21 protein-coding genes and 1 pseudogene are annotated in these 21,047 nt (G+C 57.3%); 10 read left to right on the plus strand and 12 right to left on the minus strand.

The features are described from left to right. Positions 1 to 62: 62 nt before the first annotated feature. Together NO364_RS06625 and NO364_RS06630 are read right to left on the minus strand one after the other, a co-directional pair. Entirely contained in the window at positions 63 to 1,022 is a 960-nt protein-coding gene (locus tag NO364_RS06625) for a DUF499 domain-containing protein (protein WP_257628852.1), read from the minus strand. Then, positions 1,019 to 1,231 carry a hypothetical protein gene (locus NO364_RS06630; RefSeq protein ID WP_049934196.1) on the minus strand — a complete coding sequence of 71 codons (213 nt, stop codon included), beginning with the start codon at positions 1,229 to 1,231 and terminating at the stop codon, positions 1,019 to 1,021. The genes NO364_RS06625 and NO364_RS06630 overlap by 4 nt, the downstream gene beginning before the upstream one ends. 496 nt (positions 1,232 to 1,727) lie before the next feature. On the opposite strand from NO364_RS06630, the gene NO364_RS06635 reads away from it, so the two are divergent. Both NO364_RS06635 and NO364_RS06640 read left to right on the plus strand, forming a co-directional pair. Beyond that, positions 1,728 to 2,267, plus strand: a complete 540-nt coding sequence (locus tag NO364_RS06635) for a hypothetical protein (protein WP_257628853.1) — start codon at positions 1,728 to 1,730, stop codon at positions 2,265 to 2,267. 508 nt (positions 2,268 to 2,775) lie between these two features. After that, positions 2,776 to 3,570, plus strand: coding sequence for a DUF5694 domain-containing protein (locus NO364_RS06640; protein WP_257628854.1), 795 nt, complete (start codon positions 2,776 to 2,778; stop codon positions 3,568 to 3,570). Between the two features lie 135 nt (positions 3,571 to 3,705). Here NO364_RS06640 and NO364_RS06645 read toward each other — a convergent pair whose 3' ends face one another. Beyond that, on the minus strand, positions 3,706 to 4,143 hold the full coding sequence (locus NO364_RS06645) for a DUF5518 domain-containing protein (protein WP_257628855.1): 438 nt from the start codon (positions 4,141 to 4,143) through the stop codon (positions 3,706 to 3,708). A 298-nt stretch (positions 4,144 to 4,441) separates the two neighbouring features. Next, on the minus strand, positions 4,442 to 4,885 hold the full coding sequence (locus NO364_RS06650) for a DUF3592 domain-containing protein (protein ID WP_257628856.1): 444 nt from the start codon (positions 4,883 to 4,885) through the stop codon (positions 4,442 to 4,444). Positions 4,886 to 5,616: 731 nt separating this feature from the next. On the opposite strand from NO364_RS06650, the gene NO364_RS06655 reads away from it, so the two are divergent. The 3 genes from NO364_RS06655 to NO364_RS06665 all read left to right on the plus strand — a co-directional run bounded on the left by NO364_RS06655 (position 5,617) and on the right by NO364_RS06665 (position 10,782). Next, complete coding sequence (locus NO364_RS06655; RefSeq protein WP_257628857.1) at positions 5,617 to 8,127, plus strand: PAS domain-containing protein; 2,511 nt, start codon at positions 5,617 to 5,619, stop codon at positions 8,125 to 8,127. A 115-nt stretch (positions 8,128 to 8,242) separates the two neighbouring features. Continuing rightward, positions 8,243 to 9,232 carry a DUF7983 family protein gene (locus tag NO364_RS06660; RefSeq protein ID WP_257628858.1) on the plus strand — a complete coding sequence of 330 codons (990 nt, stop codon included), beginning with the start codon at positions 8,243 to 8,245 and terminating at the stop codon, positions 9,230 to 9,232. 557 nt (positions 9,233 to 9,789) lie between these two features. After that, positions 9,790 to 10,782 (plus strand): transposase, encoded by a 993-nt coding sequence (locus tag NO364_RS06665; RefSeq protein ID WP_257628859.1) that lies wholly within the window; start codon positions 9,790 to 9,792, stop codon positions 10,780 to 10,782. Between the two features lie 195 nt (positions 10,783 to 10,977). Here NO364_RS06665 and NO364_RS06670 read toward each other — a convergent pair whose 3' ends face one another. The 5 genes and pseudogenes from NO364_RS06670 to NO364_RS06690 form a co-directional block, all read right to left on the minus strand. Beyond that, positions 10,978 to 11,694: a CPBP family intramembrane glutamic endopeptidase gene (locus NO364_RS06670; protein ID WP_257628860.1), complete on the minus strand. Its 717-nt coding sequence runs from the start codon at positions 11,692 to 11,694 to the stop codon at positions 10,978 to 10,980. 639 nt (positions 11,695 to 12,333) lie between these two features. After that, positions 12,334 to 12,750, minus strand: coding sequence for a PIN domain-containing protein (locus tag NO364_RS06675; RefSeq protein WP_257628861.1), 417 nt, complete (start codon positions 12,748 to 12,750; stop codon positions 12,334 to 12,336). Between the two features lie 9 nt (positions 12,751 to 12,759). After that, positions 12,760 to 12,989 (minus strand): annotated as a pseudogene (locus NO364_RS18295) (hypothetical protein). 365 nt (positions 12,990 to 13,354) lie between these two features. Beyond that, positions 13,355 to 14,650 carry a Glu/Leu/Phe/Val family dehydrogenase gene (locus NO364_RS06685; protein ID WP_257628862.1) on the minus strand — a complete coding sequence of 432 codons (1,296 nt, stop codon included), beginning with the start codon at positions 14,648 to 14,650 and terminating at the stop codon, positions 13,355 to 13,357. Between the two features lie 144 nt (positions 14,651 to 14,794). Next, positions 14,795 to 15,694: a universal stress protein gene (locus NO364_RS06690; protein WP_157688170.1), complete on the minus strand. Its 900-nt coding sequence runs from the start codon at positions 15,692 to 15,694 to the stop codon at positions 14,795 to 14,797. Between NO364_RS06690 and NO364_RS18300 the strand changes: the two genes are divergently transcribed. Both NO364_RS18300 and NO364_RS06695 read left to right on the plus strand, forming a co-directional pair. Further along, positions 15,634 to 15,981, plus strand: a complete 348-nt coding sequence (locus NO364_RS18300; RefSeq protein WP_394352061.1) for a DUF3179 domain-containing (seleno)protein — start codon at positions 15,634 to 15,636, stop codon at positions 15,979 to 15,981. The genes NO364_RS06690 and NO364_RS18300 overlap by 61 nt on opposite strands. Before the next feature lie 100 nt (positions 15,982 to 16,081). Further along, entirely contained in the window at positions 16,082 to 16,342 is a 261-nt protein-coding gene (locus NO364_RS06695) for a winged helix-turn-helix domain-containing protein (protein ID WP_251328551.1), read from the plus strand. Positions 16,343 to 16,381: 39 nt separating this feature from the next. Here the strand turns inward: NO364_RS06695 and NO364_RS06700 are convergent, their stop codons facing one another. Continuing rightward, positions 16,382 to 17,806, minus strand: coding sequence for a dihydrolipoyl dehydrogenase (locus NO364_RS06700; RefSeq protein WP_257628863.1), 1,425 nt, complete (start codon positions 17,804 to 17,806; stop codon positions 16,382 to 16,384). A 169-nt stretch (positions 17,807 to 17,975) separates the two neighbouring features. Here NO364_RS06700 and NO364_RS06705 point away from each other — a divergent pair, with 169 nt between their 5' ends. The 3 genes from NO364_RS06705 to NO364_RS06715 all read left to right on the plus strand — a co-directional run bounded on the left by NO364_RS06705 (position 17,976) and on the right by NO364_RS06715 (position 19,880). After that, complete coding sequence (locus NO364_RS06705) at positions 17,976 to 18,428, plus strand: hypothetical protein (RefSeq protein WP_233255282.1); 453 nt, start codon at positions 17,976 to 17,978, stop codon at positions 18,426 to 18,428. Positions 18,429 to 18,515: 87 nt separating this feature from the next. Beyond that, complete coding sequence (locus NO364_RS06710; protein WP_157688165.1) at positions 18,516 to 19,496, plus strand: alpha/beta fold hydrolase; 981 nt, start codon at positions 18,516 to 18,518, stop codon at positions 19,494 to 19,496. Between the two features lie 108 nt (positions 19,497 to 19,604). Continuing rightward, the gene (locus tag NO364_RS06715; RefSeq protein WP_157688164.1) at positions 19,605 to 19,880 is read left to right on the plus strand and encodes a MoaD-like domain-containing protein; all 276 of its coding nucleotides are present in this window, start codon (positions 19,605 to 19,607) and stop codon (positions 19,878 to 19,880) included. 184 nt (positions 19,881 to 20,064) lie between these two features. Here NO364_RS06715 and NO364_RS06720 read toward each other — a convergent pair whose 3' ends face one another. Both NO364_RS06720 and NO364_RS06725 read right to left on the minus strand, forming a co-directional pair. Further along, positions 20,065 to 20,421, minus strand: coding sequence for a DsrE family protein (locus NO364_RS06720; RefSeq protein WP_157688163.1), 357 nt, complete (start codon positions 20,419 to 20,421; stop codon positions 20,065 to 20,067). 187 nt (positions 20,422 to 20,608) lie between these two features. Beyond that, entirely contained in the window at positions 20,609 to 20,914 is a 306-nt protein-coding gene (locus NO364_RS06725) for a putative quinol monooxygenase (protein ID WP_157688162.1), read from the minus strand. Between the last annotated feature and the right edge of the window lie 133 nt (positions 20,915 to 21,047).

Consider the following 21,047-nt stretch of genomic DNA (forward strand, 5'->3'; position numbering starts at 1 on the left):
TTATTAAGAGCGTCGTTTGACGGTGGAATATCCTGCCGGGCAGTCCCTCGGTGGTCTGTTGCTCACCGTGTCGGCTTCATCCCCCGCCTGTTCAGTCCTCGGTTCCGACCTGAGCGGTCGGAACACTCGTCCCTCACAGGAAGGCGGGGGTATTCGCCTTGACCTTCTATAAGGGTACGGACTTCCTCAGCTTCTTCCTCGAAAGCAGTGTCTGCGATACTGTATACGACCGTGACCTTGTCGACCTCTGACGCGGTTTCGAGGAGTGAGAGAACGAAGCTCAGGGTCTGACTGGCTAACGTCGCGTTTCCGACTTCGACCGCGGACGCCGCCTCGAGGTAGGCTGCAATCTCGTCGATGAGGATGAGGGCAGGACCATCACCAAGCTCGAACAGCCCCTTCAGCGTATTTCCGCCAGGTGCGTTCCGGTCCTGGTCGTACTCTTTGATATATTCGTAGCCATCGAGGCCGTATAGCTGGTAGGCGATTTCGCCCCACATCGTCCGCGTGTTCGGGGCGTTCGGGTCTGACCGATCGCTCCGGGCATTTCGGGCGTCGACGTGTCCTCCGACGAAGACGGAGGTGTCGACATCAAGACCCTGATCTACCGCATCTAGGTAGGCAGCACCGAGGTCGTCCTCACCCTCTACGAGATGGCGACTGAGATCGCCAATATCAGTCGGATGATTCGCGAGATGGTACGAGGCGATGAGGTCGTGCGTCTTGCCCCCACCGAAGCGGGTGTCCAGACACAGAATACTGCTGGAGTAACCGCCGCTGTCGTATCCGTCAGCGGCGAGGAACCGTCCCGTGAGATTACTCAGGAGCGTTCGCAGCCCGTCGGTCGGGTACGTCATATCGAAGAACTGCGTCGCACTCCGATAGACCGGTGCGGAGTCATCCGGCGAATGAGCGACAGTTGCCAAGCTAGCTGCGAACTGATCCTCCTGTAGCGTCCCGTCGAGGACATCTCCCCGAGGAGTACACGCCTCAAACAGACTCGGATAGTCTGTGCTACTCATGAATCAACTTCCTGTTGCCCCGGTTTGGAGACGATGATGAACTCTCCACGGTCGCTATTGTTGATGAGTGCGTGAGCGATCTCTTTCGACTCAGCGATGTCGATTTTGATTGGCTCGCCCACCTCCGCATCGAACTTATCGAGTTCAGGCCCGGACAGATTTACTCGCCCAGACCTCCCCGTGTTTTTCCCTATCTGTTTACGAGTCATCCGGATGTTTTGTCTGGCTTACGGAAACAATATAACCTTTACTTAGACTAAGTTGGCTGAACTCGTCGACTGGTACGGATTCAGCCAGCGTGTCATAGAAACTTCCGCACGCTCTGCTTATCGAAGTCTTGTCAAGACTTCCGTGCAAGATACACCGCGCGAATCGGTCGCGAGATAGTCGTCATCTGGCGCGGAAAGGGAGCGATAAATACAGACTGGAAATATATCGATCGAGTTGGCTTCGATTATTCAGCGAGCAGAATTATCCTCTTATCGGTGACAACGCCGTATGATATCTGCGTTTGCAGCCTTTAGGTCATAACTCAGCTCGGTAAACGTCCAGAAACTGGCGTCAGACACCCGTCTCATACTGTTCGGCCCGTGTATCTGGTCTATCCTATAGCCTATGCTGCCCCAGATCGGGAGATGGACAGCGAGATGCAGTCCAGCCGGCGGAAAAAGTATTTTCAAGTACAAATTACGAGTGCAGAGCGTTATGGTAGCCAGGCTGGACCGAGTGGTGCGGCTGTACGGTCGATACGGACCGACACGGTTGCCGCTCGGGGACCGACAGGACGTCGGGGCCGGCTACAGTATGGCCGTCGGTGTCCTCGCCGGTGGCATCGTGTTTGCTCCGGTGAGTACGCTGGTTTCGGGTACGGTGGGTTCCGCAGGGGTGATTCTGTCTGCGATCCCGGTGTACCTCGCCACGGGATTCGTAGTCGGGGCGCTCACGTGGCGCTCCCTGCCGTCGAGTGTCCCATACTACAGTGCCGTCGCAGCGTTGGTCACGGTCGCCGGGAACTACCTTGCCGGAACTGCCGTGTGGTTGCTACTGGCTCCGGTGTACGGCTACGAGTTTTTGAACCCATACGGGGGAGTTGACCCGCCGACCTCGCTCACCGAGTTCCTCGGAGCGTTCTTTGAGCTGTACCCCGATACCATCTTGGTAGTGGTCGTGTGGACGATCTGGATAGCCGTCCCACTCAGCCTCTTTTTCAGCTACGTCTACGGGCGCAGTCTTAGTGGAGAATAGCCGATACATTCGCAGCTCTCACCGACCGGCTGTTTCAGGCGGAAATATATCTGAAGAATAGGATTTCAACAGAGTCGCCTGTTCATATGGGGGTGGCATAGCAGATTTACTACCACAGAGTAAAAATCGTTCAAATCAGGGCAACGCTCTAGCAGATCGAGTCGTTACGTACTCAGGATCTATCAGGACGGCCTGTGGAGTGTAACTGTTCTATGTAGCAGAGCTGAAACCCGCTCCTGAGCGTTCAAATGTATATCACTCAAACTCGCTTTTGAGCGTTCAGATTGTTTATCATTTGGCAGCTATACTGTGTTGATACCAGAAACCTGGTGGGTAGCGAACTATGCGATCGGAACTTCACTTGGACAGGCGGTCAGTAATGGGATCAGCTGCTGCCGCGGCGATAGCTGGACTCGCCGGCTGTGCCGGGCTACAAACTAACGCTGAAACTCCCGCCGCGGCGGGGCCTGACCAGTGGCCAGACCCGAAAGAGGGCCAACGTGAGGTGATGCTCCTCGGCTCAACGCATCTCGCACAGTCTCCTGGAGACACACAGAACGCATATGCCACCGATCCAGGGGACATTCTGGGTGAAAAGCGGCAGCGCGAACTCGAAACACTGACCCACCGGCTTGCAGACTGGGAGCCCGACCGGATCGCCGTTGAGGAACGGGTCTCACAGCAGTCGGTCATCGATGCTGCATACGCAGCCTACCGTGACGACCCCGACACGCTGACCGCTGTCTCCGGGTGGGAGCGGGACAGAAGCAACGAAACCGTTCAGATCGGGTTCCGACTCGCTGACAAGCTCGGACACGACTCCGTTGCCGCTGTTGACTACTTCCAAAGTCCTGCAGCACTACTGACTGATGAGGAAAAGCAGCAGTTGCCGGATTCGCTGCGAGCCGTGCTCGTTGATCCTGATACCGTCGAATATCCGCTTCCGGACGCAGCCGAAAGTAACGCGGAGAAACAGCAGCGGCTTGATGAAGGTTCGCTGGTGGAGTTCTATCAGTGGTTGAACACGCCTGGCGTGGGAGCAGCTATGTGGAATAACGATATGAACTTCTATGCAACGGCGTTTGAAAACAGCGAGCCGGGAGACTACACGGCTGTGAAACTGATGACGGCGTGGACACAACGAAACCTGCGTATTGCATCGAACATTTGGAACGTGCCTGCGAAGGATGACGAACGGGTGCTAGTCGTCTACGGCGCATCACACGTGCCGCAACTGGGACAGATACTGACCGGCGCACCAATGATGGCACCGGTCAGTCCGCTGCCGTATCTTACCGACTGACGCACACAACCTTTCTGCTGGCTCTGCTGACTGATCCTGCCTGAGAGTCGGAGATGGAACTATACCGGATTCGCAGGCCTACTGAACAGCTGATTCAGCGAGAAGCAATTGAAAGACGGTCGTCCCGACGCGTCGTCAGTTACTGTGTCCGTGGTTGCGGCGACCCTCAACGGTGTCCGCCAGCCACGTCCCGATCCGGACGCCGATCTCGCCAACAACCGCGGCGATCCCAAACCCGGCGACGGTAAATACGGTCAGGAACATGCCCTGTCCGAGTGTGACCCACTCCGGTTGAGTGAACCCTGCTACGGCGACATATGTGTGGAATACGGCCCAGAGAATCGGGAGTCCACCAACGATTCCAACCTGGATCCCTGCACGAGTTGTTTCACTGTCCGACCGGGTGAGTAAGTACCCGGTCAGGATCCCGCCGAACACTACTGCCGCCACCGAGACTTCGGACCCGGTCTGCCAATAACTGACCGCAGTACACGGAAGAGCCACTCCCCCACCGATAAGCCCGTATTTCCATCGCAGTAATCTATTCCGAACACAGAGACTGAGACCCGACATTATCCTTGGAGACTACTCACACCGGTGACCAAGTAAACACCCGGATGAATAAAACTGACATCGTATCCATACCCGGTCACTCGGTCACCCACACGCTGTACTCCCTACGCGCCTCTCACACAACCTGTATCCAGACTTGATTAGGTCGGACCGGCCAACACAGGATACCCACATACCAGCCCGACACTCAAAATACCATAATATTGTTACGAATCACGTGCGAGACTTAGAGCCAGAAGATGAAGCAATGATTCAGCAACCAAGCGGAAGGACATCACCCTAACGGAGCGGTTCGAAATTAAGAAGCGACGGATTTGTAGACTGGTCTTCCGATCAGGAATAGGCCTAAGATGCCGGGTATAAGTGGTAGAGGGCTACTCTTTTTCTTAAGATACGATTTCGAGGGTGAGCCTTGCACGACATAGGCCGTGGTTGTCTCCCCGACATTGTACTGGTCAATTCTGTCTTCCGCGGCAGTCCTTGTGTCGGACGCTTTTGTTCCTACTCCCGGGTTGATGTTGTCGGAAGTGTATTGGGTTCCGTTGTGCGTGTAGCTGTAAGTGACGTGGGGCGTGTACTTATCCCCGCTTTTTGAGGAATCCATAGTGACTTCTTTGCTCTCTACCGTGGCTTCAATCTGCACCCCGGACGAGAGGCTTTGTTGCTGAGAGTATGCCATATATCCGGCAACTCCGAGCAGCACAATCCCCAGTATTATACTTATCAGAGACAACTTCGACATATTCGTGATTGTTTTGATTACTGAATGTTAATTTTGACGTGTTTCTCACTGCGCAACATATGCACGCAGAGTTTCACGACTGATTCTTTTTGAACTCGTGAAATAAACACCGTGGCAACTCTTCTATGACACCCTATGCCATTAGCTATTTGTTGGGAGAAGTCCTGACCAGCCGTGGAGCCACGTTCGGTTGCCATACAAAATTTCCTCCTTCAGAGTACTTCAATCCTTTCACAATTCTCACAAGCAAAATACTCTAACGGCAATAAAAGACTACATCGAAATCTCCCTGTGATGAGTTGATGAAGACAGTACCGGAAGCGGCTTCTAGAACCTCTTTGAGCGACATATGCACCAGCGATACGTATAGCTAAACAAGCGGTGGGAAACAAACTGGTATTTCTAAATCAACAGGTGTAGCTCAAAATAAGATTTGTTGCAGTGTATATCGTACACAATACGCGCGTGGCCGAGTCAAAATCGTTGACATGATAAAGCGTCCATCTATCGACCCCTATACAACGATGGTGTTTATGACTGGCTTGTGAAACGAGCTGTCACCACCGGGGAACGGCAGAATTACTATCCACAAATTTTGAAGGTTTTATCACCCACATCAACACAAAAAAGTCGAGAACATATAATCTCACCAGTTATAACACTCCAAAATTCTGTTATTAATCCATTGGAATCAAACAAAGCGCTATATGTGCGATTCTTCTGTCATCTGTATGAGCGCTAACACAGCGGATTCATCGAAGGTTCTCAACAGTCTTGCGGACGGTGTGGTTGTGCGTGACGCAGAGACATGGGCCATAGAACGGGTGAACGATTCTTTCTGTGAAATGGTTGAGTTCGAACGGGAGGAGTTAGTCGGTACCAACGTGCATCTGATTGATGCCGGACCGCCACTAGGAGAAGACGAGACTCCTGAAGAGTTAATTAAGCAAGCGCGAAACGAGGGAGCAGTCACCTTCGAACGGCGCATGGAAACACAGACGGGAGAGGTATTGCCCGTTGAGATTCACCTTTCGTGTCTTGCTGATGAAGATAGTCTCGTGGCTACCGTCCGAGAAATCCAAACTCGCAAAGAGCACCAACAGCGGTTAGACCGCTACAAACAACTCGTGGAACAGGCACCAGAGATGATGATTGGGCTGAAAACAGACGGGGAGCTCTTGTTTGCCAACGAGTTGTTCCGCCAGAGATTCGACATCGGCGACCAGTCTGTAGCGGGACTCACGGCCGAAAACGTCCTTTCAGCCGAGCAAAACGAAACCTTCCAGCCAGTACTCGACAGCGTCTTTGCAGGTGATACTGTCAACCGAACCGTCCAGAGGACAACGCAGGAGGGCGACGACCACTGGTACCACATTCAGTCGTATCCGCTTGACGAGCCTGGTGAGATGGATGACAGCATCGTCGTGATGATTGACGACATCACTGAGCGAAAACGCCACAAGCAGACAGTTCGGGATCAACAGGCATTCATCCAGAGCACCATCGACGCGCTCAACGATGTTTTCTATGTGTTCAACACAGAGGGCACCCTCGTAGAGTACAACGATCGCCTACCCGAAGTGACAGGGTACGACCCTGACGAACTCGCTGAAATGCAACCGTGGGAATTTTTCCCTGCTGACGAGCGTCCCCTGATCAAGCACGCTATTGCGAACGTGCTCCACAACGAGCGTGCGGAACGAACTGAAGGGCACTTTATTACGAAGAGCGACGAAGACATCCCCTACGAGTTCTCCGCCACACCGTATTACGACGGTACTGGCGCGGTTGCTGGCTTCGTTGGCATTGGCCGGGATATAACCGAGCGCAAAGAACTGGAGATACAGCAGCGTCGGTATCAACAGGCAATCGAGAGTTCCGGTGACCTTCTTGCCGCACTCGACGACGAAGGGAACTACCTCTTTGCCAACCAGGCTTACTGCGAGTACCACAGGCTCGGGGACGCGCAGGTTCGCGGTCGGTCCGCACGGCAGGTTATCGGACACGAGCAGTACGAGACTGTCGAGCCCTATCTGGAGGCTGCTCTCGACGGAGAGACGACCCACTACGAGATGAACCGTGTCCACCCCGACCGTGGGGAACGAACCATCGACATCAGGTACTATCCGCTTTACGATCAGGACAGCAGAATCCAGGGGGTCGTCGCGGCGATGCGGGACATTACTGAACGCAAAGAACGCGAACGGGAGCTCACCCGATTCAAAGAGGCAATTGAGCAAACGGGACACGCAGTCTGTTTTACTGATACCGACGGGACGCTCGAATACGTGAACCCGGCCTTCGAAGACCTAACTGAGTACTCTCGTGATGAAGTCCAAGGTGAAAACCCGAGTATCCTCCAGTCAGGCGAACATGATGACGAGTTCTATCAAAACATGTGGGAAACGATCACCTCGGGGCAAGTTTGGGAAGGAACCATTATCGATCAGCGTAAGTCGGGAACGCAGTATAGAGCCCACCAGACGATCGCGCCGGTGACTCACGAGGGCTCCACACTCGGGTTTGTCGCCGTGCAAAACGAGATTACCGACAAGCAGTTGCGCAAAGAACACGTTAGTGTAATGCACCGAATCCTACGACATAACTTACGGAACGATCTCAACGTCATATACGGACATGCGGAGCAACTTCAGCAGTCAGTGGAAAAAGACACGCAGCGATCCCACGTCCGAAAAATCGCCGAGCAGGCAGAAAAACTCGAATCGTTGATTGACAAGATACGGACCGGAAAAGACACACTTGAACAACTCTCTCCCCCCTTCAAAACTGTCCCTGTAAGCGAACTTTATGACGATGTGATAACCTCCCTTGGTGACGAAGCATCAGAGGCCACAATAATGCTTGAATGCCCGTCCAAAGACCCGGTTTATGTGCCAGAGCGACTCAAACCTGCGCTTAGAGAACTTTTCGAAAACGCTCTCAGACACACAGAAAATGCAGCGCCGTCAATCACTTTGGAAGTGAATGTTGATACTGAGACAGAACGCGTTTCGCTTACTGTCGCAGATGACGGACAGGGGATTCCGGATGTAGTCTGTAAGACACTCAAACAGGGGCAAGAAACGGATCTTCAGCATTTGACTGGCGTTGGGTTCTGGCTTGTCAAGTGGATTGTAACAGCGCTCGGCGGAACGCTTGAGATTAAGACCGATGATGTAACCGGGAGTCAAGTCACGCTGACGACGCCACTTGAGCCATCTCGGACAGTCGAAAATCGGTAGACTGCTACGCTTTCCTTAGGGTCCGGTTAGCTAAAAGTTCTCACGACGCAGATTTCAGCTACAAACTTCCCCAGATCTCCAAGCAATCTTGTAGTAGTCGGGCGTAGGGGTGAGTATGGCTGCGGGTGTGACTTGGGAGAACCTCCGTGAGGAGTGTGACGCGCTTGACGATGAGGCGACGCTCCTGACACCGCTTTCAGGCACGCAATTCACTATCACGAGCGTCCAGAATCCGCGTATCGTTATTCGATTCCACGACAGTGGCGACAGTCAACCACTCCAGCGCGAGCAGTTCGAAACGTTGATCGATCGTGTTGAGGATGCTGCGGACGGCTTCGACCTGGACCGGCTCCCACCGGATGCAGACCCCTATGCGGCTGTACTGACGCTTCATCCCCGATTTGAAATCGACGAACAGGATGGCGTGATTCATGCCACCGATGCGCCGACCGGCTCTCAACGTGTCCGTGCTAGCGACGAGAGTCCCACTACGGACGAGCGGGCGGAACCTGACCAGCCAGTCTATGCGGACCTACTGTTGCTCATCGATGCGATGGAACGTCACGACGTCGATGACCTCGACGCATTGGAGACGCCCGCACTGGTCAACCTCTACACGCTGTTATCCGATGTCCAGCGCGGCACGGATGATCTGCGCAAAGAGGTGGCCGACCTCTTACTTGATCGCGTCCACCACGACCAGTCGGTTCACGCGCAGTTCGGTTCTGTTCAGCGGACAAGTCGGGAATACCGCTCGCTCAAAGATGACGAGGAGGTGCTCGCCACGCTGGAAGATGCAGGTATCGACCGCGAGCGCGTGACGACCGTCGATAGCAGTAAAGTCGATGAAGCGCTGGAGGTGACCGAACTCGCACCTGACGATGTCTACGAGATTGACGAGCGTGAGTACGTCCGGAAATCGGAGGTAGATGAAGAACGCAAGGAAACGCGACTCCAGGGTCTGAAAGATCAACTCGCTTCAGCAGACGATCCCGAAGCTGACGAACTGCGTGATGAAATTGAAGCGCTTGAAGACCGCATCGAGGAACTCACCGAGTTTTCCTCCGGCCAGAAATTCCACACACCCTCGGGGAGCGACACATAACTCTCAGTACTCGGGGACCCACATCTGACAAGCGTCCATGGGAAAGAATCTACAGCGAATCTAGTAGACTCTAAAGCGTGTCATCAACGGTTCGCATACCCTCATTCCTAGAGGAGCGAATCGTTCGATACAGGAGACTCACTTATCACTCGAAATCACGTCATTTGGGGGTCCGACGTAGGATTCCGATACCAATCGCCTCCGCGATCACATACGCGATAAGAAGGAGGGCTGACCGACCACGCACGAGTATGAGAAACAGGAAAACGAACAGCCCGACACCACTACCGAGACCGAAGTTATTGATTCTGGTGGTCGTGGCTGCTGTCTGGCCGGTTACGATCCGAGTCACCACAAAAAGTCCAGCTAGATACACCGTGGTCAGGAGAACCAGAACGAGTAGGAACGATGCCGAAAACGGTGGCGATTGCATCGACGTATAAATAATCGACCAGCCGAGTAAACTCAACACGAGCGGCGCGATACTCCTGTATGCTTCTTCGAGGGTGTCATAGAACAGTTACCACACCAAAGAGCAGGGTGAACGCTGAGGTGGAATGAGTTCAGCGACCCTGCAAGATGATCCTTCGGTAGAGACGTTCTTCAATGTCGCGGAGACCGAGACGTTAGCGTTGTTTGAGCATCTCTCCTTTGGGTTTCTCGAAGAGTTCGACGTGTTCGCCCCGGCGGAGACGGGGCGAACACGAGAGCACGAGCCACCAGAGTTGATGCGTGGTTTCCTCCATTGCTACTACCACGATATCTACGGCATCCGTCCGGTTGAACGAGAGCTTCGGAACACGGTTGTCTGGCTAAGCTGTGGGTTCGATCGACCGCCGTCCAGAGACGCGGTCGATCGCTTCCTCACCGACCTCGAACACGTCGTTGACGAGGTGTTCAACCACCTCGTCGAGCAGGCCGCTCGGCGCGGCCTGCTCGACTTGACCTACTGCATTGATTCGACAGACGTGAGAGCGATGCCCGCCGATCCAGACGCGTCGAAATGCTACGATCCCACGGCTGAAGAGTACTACTACGGCTACGGTTGTACGGTCGTCTCGACCGGACAAAAGATCCCGATTGCAGCCGAGTTCACCGAGAGCAAGCAAGCACCAGAAGAGACGGCGATGCGCGTCACATGTGACGCGCTCGCCGTCGCCAAGCCCATCTGGATGGTCGGTGACAGCGCCTACGACACGCTCGACTGGCACGACCACCTGCTGGCCGCAGGGGTCGTGCCAGTCGCTCCGTACAACGCGCGAAATACCGACGACCCGAAAGACATCGAGTACAGGGTCGAAGACCGCATCGAACAACACAGCGAGGACGTTCAGCTGAAGCAGTCCACGCTGGATGAGACGTACAACCGCCGTACTGGAGTCGAACGAACCAACGAATCAGTGAAGGACTGCGGCCTCGGGCGAACGCACGCCCGAGGCCGCGTCCACGCACGAGCGCAGGTGTTTCTTGCTCTGTGCCTTCGCCTCGTCGTCGCTATCACCAACTACGAACGTGGAGACAATCCGGGAAGTACGATCATCACGGTGTGACAAGAGTTCTATGACACCCTCGACTACAACCTCTGCATCGGTCACTCGGATACCTATCAGCTACTGAATAAAATGATCCGCCGAGTGACGAAAAGACAGCGTGAGTCTTGTACTGAGTCCCTCTCGGATTGGGTCAAACCGGATCGGTCAGTTCAAGTGCTGTACTAGCTGGATCACAACCAGTCTGACAGGTCGTTAGTCAGCAGTCCCCTCCTGATCCGGTTCATATTCTTTGAGTTGACCGGGAACCGCAGGAAGAGTTCCATCCCGTCTAAACGTCTGTGACCCAGCATACAGCGCAATGATCGACGCACAGAGCAGGTAGAATACGGTGTCTCCTGACATGATGTCAAACACGGCGGGCACGTCTCCGGCAGCGTCCCCGATACGGGGCATATTGTGCGAAGCGTGCGCGATCATCACGACTGGCAACGCTCCATCAGTGTTGTTGTACAGCCATCCAAGGATGACTGATATCGCTACTAGATTCACCATGTACTCCCAGAAAACGGTGAAGTCGCCGGTTCCAGTGAGTATCATTGGGACGTGCCAAAGGCCCCAGACGACGCCAATCGCCAGACTCGCGTGGAGCGCACTGAATCGCCGCTGGAGACGGGGTTGCAGGAAGCCACGCCAGCCCAACTCCTCTAATGCACCAGCCAGAAACAGTGTGACACCGAACGTGATGATGTAATCACTGATCCGAGCGTAGGGAACCGCCACGTCGCTGCCGAGGAGCACCGCAACTATCGTCTCGGCTTCGGTTCCGAGCATCATGATAGCGATACCGATGAGATACCAGTGAATGCCAGCCCGCAGGTTGCGAAGTTGTCCAAGCCAGTCTCGAACGCTTTCGTCGAGCAGCCAGACCGTCACCCCCGCAGTAATCATCGGAGCCCACGCATAGACCATCACTCCCAGTGTCGGAATAGTAGTTCCAAACATAGAATAGAGGCCCGCGAAGACGAGTCCCGAATAGAGTGTAAGTACGGTTAGGAATGTTCCAATCGGCCAGTGGGATGCTCTGCGTCGGAGGCTGTCAACGATATTCATTTTTCTCACTCAATACACTCTGTCGGACGGCCAAGCGTTGGAAGCGAACATTTCTGAGCTGTCACTTGATATGTGTCTTTCATAAGCGGGCTAATTGATGATGAGTAATAAATGCGAAGTAGGCGTTTCACTTTCTGAAACACGATATATCACAGACCCTAACGAGAGGTTCCCACAGCGCATATATCGTGTGTATGTTTATTTTGTCGGCTAATGCAGATCCAATTTTAGAGAAATTATACAGTTCTCATACTGCATCCACGCTCTGTATCTCGCAGCATCCACCTGACAACTTCTGTATAGGTGATACCGGCGTCCGCAAAATGAAGGGCACATATTCAGCGGATACTGACGATGAGTTGGCAGAGGAACTCATACTGTTTATTGTAAGTCGTTACCGGTGGTTCGCCGGACCACGCTGGCGAACCACCGGTAAACAGTTACAATAATCCGTATCAGGCGGAACGGATTCGACGTGTGAACTGATCCACTATTCCGTCAGCGTGTGTCGAACGAGTCGATCACGTCACTCGTCGAGTACCGCTCGACTACGTCCTGTTCGTCGAAGTCGGAATCGTCACTCCAGATGGCCGCACCACTGGCGATCGCACAAGCTAGGTAGAGCACGTCGCTGGGGTCGATGTCGCCGATCGCTGCGTTCGCCTCCTCAATAGCCGGATGGAACTCGTCGACGGGAACGACCTCGATGTACTGGAACAGGAGGTCGACGAACTGCGCTACTCGGTTCGGGTCCATCCCTGATTTCTCCGCGATCAACTCCTCGTAGTTCTCGATTTCGTCGTGGACGAACGCGGGAGTCAGGAGGTCCGGGTCTAGCGTGACGATGAGTTCCCACGTTTTCGAATCGGCGACGAGCGCGGAGATGACGACGTTGGCATCGACGACCAGCTTCATTCGTCGGCTCTACGTCGGTTCCTCGTCAACACGCTTCCGCCCGCTCTCGTTGATTTTGTCGGCGATATCCCGAACGTCGCTCTCGGTGAGGTCGCTTTCGCTGGTAAGTTCGTCCATCACTTCGAGCGCGTCGATCTTTTTTCGATAGCCTGCCGCGTGACCTCGCTCCAGTTGATCTCCGGATGCTTCTCCATTCGCTCTTTGAGGTTGTCGTCGACATTGACCGTGATCGAAGGCATACAGGATACTATGAAATCACAGAATACTGTGTCTTTTGATGTGTCCAGCAACCCTCGATTTCGACCGTTTCAGGCCCAGCAAGGGAAATCGTTCAGCGACCGAACGAGCGCCTGCAGCGCCCATCGCCGATTTCTCGGTCGTAATCGCACGACAACGACGGGGCAATCGTCGATGTCATCGGCTCTGAACGCACTGCCGTTGATTTCGTTCAGCTACTGAACGATTCCGACCGATGGCGGTTTCATCCCGTGGTTCGCTACATCTATACCGCGATCAAATGGATCTAATCATTGGGCCATTGAACGTGATTCCTACCCGATCGCAGGAAAGTGGGTCTACGCCGACCGGCTCCGACACACGGTGATCAGTCCGATCGTTCGACGTCGGCCCTCGCGACGTTGCCCCGGTACGCCTCTGCCTGTAACACGCTCTCGACGGCGCGCGTGTACGCCGCTTCTCGCCAGGTGCGTGTCGTCTCGGACGCCACTTTGATCTCTCGAAGGTCGGCGAATGCTTCTCGGAGCTGTGTCGCCAACTTCTCACGCACCCGCTCTTCCGTCCAGTACTCGTTCGTCGTGTTCTGCACCCACTCGAAGTACGACGCCGTGACCCCGCCGGCGTTGGCGAGGATATCCGGGATCACCGGAATCCCCCGCTCGGTGAGGTGTTCATCCGCCCGCGACGTCGTCGGGCCGTTGGCCATCTCCAGCACTGCGTCCGCCTGCACCTCCGCCATGTTGGCCTCGGTGATCTGATTCTCGATGGCGGCCGGAATCAGCACGTCGACGTCGAGTGTCAACAGGTCGGCGTTGGTAATCTCCGCCGCACCGAACTCGAATAGGTCGTCGCTCGACTCGTACGCATCGAACAGCGCCGGCATGTCGATGCCGCTCGAATCGTGGATTCCGCCGTCGACGTTGCTGACCGCAACGACATCGTATCCGCGCTCGTGAAGGAACTTCGCGAGGTAGGAGCCGACGTTTCCGAACCCCTGAACCGCGACGGTCGTTCTCTCCCGTGTCATCTCCACCTCGTCCACGAACTCGTCGAGGATCACTGCCCCACCGAGGGAGGTCGCGTATTCGCGGCCCTCGCTCCCGCCGAGTTCGACCGGTTTCCCTGTGATCACGCCCGGTGCCTGCCCCCCGGTGATCGACTCGTATTCGTCCCGCATCCACGCCATGATCCGGCCGTCGGTGTTCACGTCGGGCGCGGGGATGTCCGTCTCCGGGCCGATGTTCCGGTGGTACTCGTTGATGTAGGCTCGCGAAAGGCGCTCCAGTTCGCCCTCCGAGAGCCGCGACGGGTCGACCTGTATCCCCCCTTTGGCGCCGCCGAACGGGATGTTGGCGACGGCACACTTCAGCGACATCAGGAAGGCCAGTTCGTCGACTTCGTCGGCGTTCACCGACGGGTGGTACCGAATCCCACCTTTCGTCGGTCCACGGGCGGTGTTGTACTGGATCCGGAAGGAGGGGAACACCTCCACGCTCCCGTCGTCCATCCGTATCGGGATGTTCACGTTGATACGACGTTTGGGCTGTCGGAGGAGGTCCAGTTCCCGATCGGCGAGCCGTCCGACTTTCGATACACGATCCAGTTCGGTCGTACACACGTCACAGAGCGTTTCCGTCCCAGTGGGTCCGAGGTCAGTATCCATCGACTGTCACCGATCGTTCGTTCACTGAAACACGACAAATAGTCCCGGCGAGTGTGCAACGCAGTTCACACGGCACGTGCTATGATCCCGGACCGAGACTACAACGAGGTCACACACCGCACAGCTCTCTGCGGCGAATTCGGATTAGCGTCGACTGTTGTTTCGGGCCGAAAGCACGACGCTTCCGGCATGTTTCCGGACGGATTGGTTCGTCGACCCGAACATGAACTTCCGCAGACGGCCTTTCGTCGGAGCGCCGATGATCGTGAGGTCGTAGCACCGCGATTGGTCGGTGATCGCCGCCAGAGTGTCTGTCGTCTCGAGCACCCACTTCGTCGTAGTGTCCGGGCGGCCGATCCAACGGTAGATGTCGTCTACCAACTCTTCGGCTTCGTTTCGCCGCTGATCGGGTGCGTCATCGTCGATGACGTGTAGGATGTCGATCCAAGCGTCGGAGCCGGTAGCGATAGAGGCTGCCACATCGGCGGCTAGCCCCGAGTGAGGGCCGCCAGCAATCGGGAGGAGAATCGATGCCGGATCCGTGAATCCGGTCCGACCGTTCACGACGACCACGTCTGCATCGGCGTGGGCCGCAATCCGTTCGGTGATGCCCATGCGGAGGCGACGCTCACGGCTGCTCCCGGGCACGATGAGGGTATCCACGTTTCGCGTTCTGACTGCTTGGAGGACGCCGGTCACGACACCGCGGGTGTAGACACAATCCCCGTTCACTCGTGGAAGCGACTCGGTGGTCTGATCGAACACCCACTCCAGAAGGTCGGCTTCGTCGCCGTCGGATATCTCGTGATGATATTCGTTAGGTATCCCTGAGATAGTACTAACCGGATTGATGACCGTCAGCGAGGCGTCCGTCGCGCGTGCGAGCGTCGTTGCGACTTTCAACTGATCGGTCAGCGCAGGAACCGCTCGGGTGAGGAGCGGAACGAGAATCTGATTCCCATCGAATCGCCCTACCACGTGGGATGTCGCATCGGGCGTCTCACCGTCGGTTGCGAGTAATCCACCCAGCGACGGCGAATGCATACTCCGTACATCAGAGTCGACTTACAAAAATCAGCGGGTCCGTTCATCGACGGGTCGGGGAGCAGGTCCTCACGTTCCGTCCCGCGCCTGACGGTCCGGGCGAGGCCGTCGCTCGGGACGACGAGACTGGGACGTACTGGACACTCTCGGGGGAGGCCGTCGCTGGGGAGCTCGCGGGGCGGACGCTCGACCGACATCCCCACTGGGACGACCTCTTCTGGTTCAGCTGGGCGGCGTTCAGACCGGATACCCGCGTGTTCACGTCGGAGGCGACATCGAGCGCGTGATACGGTTACGAAGATTCGTATGAGACGGCCAAATCCGAGCGTGTAGCTCCAATGCACAGCCGATACGGGGTTAAGAGTGTTCCCGTCGTCGCTGATACTAATGGTTGGTCAGACTACCGTCCCGTCGTCGCCGGAACTATCGTCGTTACGAGCACTCCCGCCGAGCGCGAAACTGGTCGCCAAGACGCTGGAGTACGAGGGCCGTCTCACACAGGCGGAACTCGTCGAATCGACGCGACTTCCGGACCGAACAGTTCGGTACGCACTGCGGAAACTCGAAGACCAGGATGTGGTGACCTCCCGAATCTCGTTCGCCGACGCCCGACAGCGCGTCTACTCGCTCACGACCGCCGAGTCGTAGGGGTACGAGAAGGGGACCAGCCCAGTCCACCCCGCGCAATCAGTGATCGTGTCCGCCGCGGGTGAACTGCCCGGAGAACGCCCGCTGGACGACTTCGGGGAGGGCCGGGTGGATATGAATACTCTCGCGGATGTCCTGTACGGTTCCGGTGCCGGCCGTCATCGCGACGACGACTTCCTGCACGAGCGTTGAGGCGTCGGGGCCGACGATGTGGCAACCGAGTATTTCCCCGTCGAGGTCGATGAGCACCTTCACGAAGCCTTCGGCTTTCATCGCGTCGCCGCGGGCGGTCTCCTCGTATCGGTAGGTGTTGGTCGCGTAGTCCCGCCCGGCGGCTCGCAGGTCGCTCTCGCTGGCGCCGACGCCAGCCACTTCCGGCGAGGCGAACACCGCGAAGGGCATCGCGCTGTAATCGATCGGCTCGAGGTCGCTCCCGAAGATGTTTCGCGCGACGGTCCGTGCTTCGTGGTTGGCGTTGTGTTTCAGCAGGTACTCGCCGACGATGTCACCCAGCGCCCACACGCCGTCGGCGGCCGTCCGCAGGTACTCGTCGGTTTCGACGAACCCCTGCTCGTCGGTTTCGACCCCCGTGGCATCGAGGTTCAGCGTATCGGCGTTCGACACCCGTCCGGCGGCGATCAGCAACTCGTCGCCCGTCACGGTGACGCTTGTGTCGTCGTCGACGATACCCCCATCGTCTCCGTATTCGTACGACTGTGCCTCGACGGACACGGTTCCGCTACTCTCGGAGACTGCGGTCGCAGTGTGGCCGGTGTGGACGGTGAATCGGTCGGCGTACCGTTCGGTGAAGGATTCGGCGACTTCGTCGTCGGCCTCCGGAAGCAGGTTCGGTCGGCGGCCGATGATCGTCACGTCGCTGCCGAACGTCCCGAAGAAATGGCCGAGTTCGGCCGCGATGTAGCCACCGCCGACGATCACGAGATGGTCCGGGGGCGTTTCGAGTTGGAGCGCCTCCGTGCTCGTCACATAATCGACCTCGTCGATACCGTCGATAGACGGAATCGCCGGCCGTGATCCCGCCGCAATGAGGATCGTCTCGGCCCGGAGTCGGGCCCCGTCGTCTTCGCCGTCGACGACTTCGACCGTGTGGTCGTCGACGAACCGTCCTTCTCCCTCGAACAGGCTGTGTTGGGACGACGAGCGAAGGCCCTGTCGGATGGATTCCGCGTCCGCCTCGACTTCCTCGTTCACTTCCCGGACGATGTCGGCGAACCCGACGTCCTCGACGCGAGCGTCGATGTGAAACGCCCCGGCACGCTCGACCGTTTCGAGGACGTCCGCGTGATAGAGCAGTAACTTCGACGGGATACAGCCGCGATTGAGACAGGTGCCGCCCAGTGGCCCCTTCTCAACCACGGCGACGGACTGCCCTTGATTCGCTGCAACGTTGGCGACGTCGAGCCCCGACCCGGAGCCGATCACCAGAAAGTCGAACTCTTCCATACGTCCGTTCACACGTCTTCGAGTATGAACGTCCGGTTGCATTCCGACATTTCCTCGTGGTAACCTACTCACCAAATGGTTAGCGAATTGATTATTAGTCCAGAGCACGTGATCAGGAGTGGAGATAACTATGGCTACTGAAACCACAACGGCCTCGTCAGTATCGTCCGTGACGTCGGATCAATGGATCGCCGGAGCGGCCGGCGGGTTCGTCGGGAGCATCCTCTTCGGGCTGATGATGATGTTCGTCATGCCGGCCCCGCTGCTGGAGGTGGTAATCCCGGCCATGTACGGTATCGACGGCCCGGCGTTGCTCGCAGGCTGGGCGATCCACCAGTTCCACGGTGTCGTCCTCGGTCTCGTGTACGTCGCGCTCGTCCAGTTCGGACCGCTACGCGAACCTGCCCGTGAGTTCACCGGAGCGATCGGTCTGGGCGTCGTCTACGGCATCCTGACGACGCTCGTCCTCGCGGCGCTCGTGATGCCGCTGTGGCTCGCCGCCGTCGGCTTCCCCGCTGCGCCCCCGTTCCCGAACGTCGCGTTCCCGGCGACGATCGTCTCGACGATCGGCCACGTCGTCTACGCGATTCCCCTCGCCATCGCGTACGCGATGTCGACGTAGGTCGTTTTTCCCTCCGCCGTCGTCTGTGCAACGCCGTCCCAACGTCGCTTCAGGTATTAGATACCACGCTGCGTCCGAGTATGTGCAATGCCAACAGCAACCGTACGCGGACACGAGATCCACTACCGAACGGACGGCGACGAGGGACCACCGATCGTGATGGTCCACGGCGTGCCCACCAACAGTTCCCAGTGGGAACCGATTCAGGACCTCCTCTCGCCGTATTTCCAGACGTACGCCATCGACCTCATCGGTATGGGAAAGAGCGACAAACCACTGGACGACTGGGAGTACTCCTGGGAGAACGACTCCCACATCATCGCGGAGTTGATGGACGAGTGGGGCCACGACTCGATGATCGTCGCCGGCGACGACTGGGGCGGTGGTATCGCGCTCGACTTCGCCGCTCGCTACCCGGACAAGACGGACATCTGTGTCGCCGTCGACCCGGTCGCCTACGACAACTGGCCGGTCGCGGAGATCGAATCCATCGGCCGGCTGGCCTTCGTCGACGACGAGGAGGAGTTCCGGAAGGCCGTCGCGGATTTCCCGATGAAACTCGTCCAGACCCTCCGGACGATGGTGCACGACCCGAGCAACTTCCGGGGCGGGGCGGTCAAAGAAGACGTTCCGACGGCACGGACGACCCACGACCTGCGGAAACTCCGCGAACCGTACGAGACGGTCGACTACGCCGCTGGCGGCTCACAGCTCAACGGCGACGCCGGCTACGGCTCGCCGAAACTCGACGCCATTCGCGCCCTCGCACTTCGTGGGGCGTCGCTCGACCCCGACTGGATGCTCGACGTTCCCTACGAGGATATCACCGCCCCGACGATGCTCCTCTGGGGCTTGCAGGACATCATGATGGACTCGGCGATCCGCTTCCGATTCAGATACGACATTACGAACGCGCCCGTTCGCATCCAGCCACTCCAGGAGGCGGGCCACCTCGCGCTGGTGGATCAACCCCACCTCGGCGCCGACGCGATCATCGACTTCGTCACCGAACACCAGGGCGCCGACGTCCTCGCCGACCGGTACATGGGATTCCCCGAAATCCTGTGATCGGTCGTGTACCGTCGTTGCACGCCGCCGCGTGGCTTTTTATACCGGAGCTTCCATCGACGGTATGGATTTCCGAGCACGAATTCCTCTTCGGGGGATGCAGAGCGCATGAGTGCGAACGAGAACTGGGTGCGACGGGAGCGTTCGTTCCGCGGTATTTCGGAACGTCTCGCGATCACCTATCTCGAAAACCTGGGCGCAGAACGGGTCGACGACGACCGCGTCGCTGCCGACGACTGGACGGCGACGCTCTCCTCACAGACCGTCGGGATCGGCCCGTCCGTTTCGCTGACGCAGGTCGACCTGATCTTCGAGGGTGACCCCAACGCCCTCGATTCGCTTATCGAACGCTTCGCCCAGAAAGCGATGCGTGCCGGCGGATAAGCGCCGCAGTAAAACGTATCTCTAATTTATACTCGACACTTGAGTGTCGGTCGATCCGATCACGTATCGAATCAGTTCGTCGTACGCTGGACGACGATCCGTAATCGTCGGTAGCCCGCAATCGACTGACTGTCCTCGAATGGTCCGTCTCTACGTTCACGCGCGGTGTTAGAGACGACAGTTATCAGAAAGTAATAACTTCGTACCCGTCGGCGACGAGCGACCGAATGCTCGGGTGCCCGTCGTGGTCGTCGAGCGTGACCAGTCCGGCGTCGTTCACGATGTCGTCGACGCCGAACGCGCCGGCGCAGTAGTCACAGACGGAGGTATCGTCCCGAACCGTCCGATAGAGTTCGTGGTAGTCGCTGTCCTCGTCTTCGAGTTCGGGAATCCACTGCGTCCCGGCTCCGTCGAAGATGAGTTCGACGTCGTCGCCGTCCGTCTCGGCGAACTCCTTGGCCGTTTCGAGCCCGTTCGCGAGACGGCCTTGGTCGGCGTGTGAGTCGGTGCCTGCGAGAACGATAACTGCTGCTTTCACCATTCCGGCTCCTGGTACGCCGCCGCCTCATATAGGGGACGCGTGGCTGTGCAATCCGCACACCTGGTCCCACTCGATTTAAAAGGCCCCTGTCGAAGGCCAGAGTCGATACTGGGACTTCGAGGCCAGTCGGGTAGAGACCGCGGTCGGGGATGGGTTTCGGGATTCGACCGACGTGCGGCCGGAAGGACTAGAGTTCGACGTCGCTGACGCTCTCGACGTCGAACCGGGTTACGTCGGGCTCACCGTCGAGCAACTCGGGGAGTGCCGCCTCGAACTCGCCGAAATGATCCGTTTCGACGTGTGCGCCGAACGCCGCTTCGCTCTCGTACCGTTCGACGAACCGGAACAGGTTCGGGTCGTCGATATCCGTGTTGACCCGATAGTCGATGATTCCATCCTCCGCCCGGGACTTTTCGGCGAGCTCTCGCATCAGTTCGACCGCTCGGTCGCGGTGGTTCGGATCGATCGGAAACGTCGCATGGACGACGAGCATTGCACTCCTACCCGAACAGCGAGGGTGTATATAGGCCCGGCAGGCGTGCGGCACCGTTGCACGAGATCGATCGGTTCGCATCCTCGCCGGGGTTCCGCGGTGTGGCGACCGCCGCGGGGATCGACGACGGACT

The sequence above is a fragment of the Haloplanus salinarum genome, assembly GCF_024498175.1.
Lineage (GTDB): Archaea > Halobacteriota > Halobacteria > Halobacteriales > Haloferacaceae > Haloplanus > Haloplanus salinarum.